We start from the raw sequence: 2,034 nt of genomic DNA, 5'->3' as shown, positions 1-2,034 counted from the left end.
CGGGTGGACCCGCTGGCTGGCTGCCGCGAGTTCCCTGGCCCCCTCGGCGCCGAGGAGCAGCTGCGGGCCGAACAGCGGGACCGGGATCAGTGTCGGCCTGCGGAGCACCCGGCCAAGGGTGCGCGCGTACTCGGCGTTGCGTGCCTCGCCCGGCGCGACCGCGTTGACGGGCCCGGCGACCGCGGGGTCGGTGACCGCGCGCAGATAGATGTCGAGCAGATCGTCGATCTCGATCCAGGGCTGCCATCCGGTACCGTCGCCGAGCGGACCGCCCAGGCCGGCTTCGAACAGCGGGTACAGCAGGCGCAGCATCCCGCCGCGCGGCGTTTGCACGATGCCGGTGCGGACCTGAACGGTCCTGATTCCCGCGGCCGTGGCGGGAGCGGTCGCGTCCTCCCAGGCGGCGGCCACGTCGGCGAGGAACCCGCCGCCACGCTCGCTGTTCTCGGTCAGGACCTCGTCACCGCGGTCGGCACCGTAGAAGCCGACTGCGGACGCGGTGACGAATGTTCGCGGCCCGCCAGGTGACATGGCCGCCAGCAGGGCCAGCGCCCGTGTCGGGCCGGTCCGGCTGGCCAGGATCTCGCGCTTGTTTTCCTCGGTGAACCGGCGGCCGATCGGCGCGCCGGCGAGATGCACGACCGCGTCCACACCGGCCAGCAGCTCGGAGTCCGGGGCGTCCGGCCGCCATTCGCGCTCGTCCGCCTGCTGAGGCGCCCGGCGGACCAGCCGGATCACCCGGTGGCCGCCGGTGGTCAGCAGCGCCGCCAAGGATGAGCCGATCAGCCCGCTCGCCCCGGTGAGTGCGACCGTCAGCGGCTCAGGGCACACCTCCCGCGCTCGCGCGTGCGCGGCCAGGTCCGCGGCGAGCTGCCGGTGCCGGTAGGCGAACATTGGCCGCAGTACCCTCGCGGGGACTGGCGTGGAAACCACGTCGACGACCATGGTGCCGCCCCCGGGGGCAGGCGTGAACTGGTGGGTATGCCGCCAGTGCAGCGCCGCCCCGAGCGGGGGCAGCAGGACGTCGGCGAACTGACGCGGCGGGTGGTACCCGGACGGATCATGGCCGGCCACCCAGCGCAGGCCGCCGGGCAGCGCGAGAACCGCCTGCCCATCGCGGACCGAAGGTGCTTCCCGCGCCACGCGCACCGGCTGCCACGGTGGCATCAAGCGCGTGATGGCCCCCGGCCGGGAATGCCAGGCGAACACCTCATCGGGCTCAGCGGGCACCACACTTGAGTACGTGAGTCCCATGCTTACGCCGCCTCCTTCGGTCCGCGATCTTTAATCAATACTAAGTTACACTAAAACTGACAGCTTGGAGACCCTCGTGCAGCTACGCGATGCGGCCGAGACGCTCGGCGTGCACTACCAGACCGCCTACGGCTGGGTACGGCAGGGCACGCTTCGCGCGCGGAAGACGCCGCGCGGCTATGAGGTGAGCGAAAGCGACGTGCGCGACTTGCTGGCCAGGCGGGCGGCCGGCGCCGAGCCGCCGCGCGAGGTGCAGGTCAGGGACTGGGCCGCCCAGGCCGACCGGTTGTACGCGGCGCTGGTGGCCGGGGATGAGACCCAGGCACGCCACGATTTCGGGCGGCTCGCTGCGGGAGTGCCGCTGGCCGGGCTATGCGACCACGTCATCGCCCCGGCGCTCCGGCGGGTAGGCGAGGACTGGGCCGCCGGGGAACTGTCCATCGCCGCCGAGCACCGCGCGACCGCGATCTGCGAGCGGCTCATCGCCGCCCGCGTCCATCAGCCGCAGGGCCGCCCTCGTGGCATCGCCGTGACGACGACTCCCCCCGGCGAGCGCCATGCGCTGCCCGCCATGATGGCAGCGGCGTGCCTGCGCGAAGATCACTGGCATGTCCAGGATCTGGCCGCGGACGTTCCGGCGGCCGAGGTCATCAGCCTCGCCGCCGACACCGGTGCCAGCCTGATCGTCCTGTCGTCCGCTACCAGCGGCGCGGCCCGGCTTGCTGCCAAGGAAACCCGGGAGATCCGCGAGCGCCTGCCGAACACGCGAGTCCTGGCCGG

2 protein-coding genes are annotated in these 2,034 nt (G+C 72.7%); one reads left to right on the top strand and one right to left on the bottom strand.

Annotated elements, in window-relative coordinates; translation table 11 throughout:
* Positions 1-1,254, bottom strand: a 1,254-nt coding sequence (locus WA805_RS04775; protein ID WP_425241737.1) for a TIGR01777 family oxidoreductase, incomplete at its 3' end; no start/stop codon positions are given.
* Positions 1,255-1,330: 76 nt separating this feature from the next.
* Between WA805_RS04775 and WA805_RS04770 the strand changes: the two genes are divergently transcribed.
* The coding region (locus WA805_RS04770; RefSeq protein ID WP_425241736.1) for a B12-binding domain-containing protein at positions 1,331-2,034 on the top strand (704 nt) is incomplete at its 3' end.

Origin of the sequence: Trebonia sp. (genome assembly GCF_049794275.1) — a bacterium.
Taxonomy (GTDB): Bacteria; Actinomycetota; Actinomycetes; order Streptosporangiales; family Streptosporangiaceae; genus Trebonia.
The sequence above is the reverse complement of the archived record's forward strand: the minus strand, read 5'-3'. Positions and strand labels throughout refer to the sequence as shown.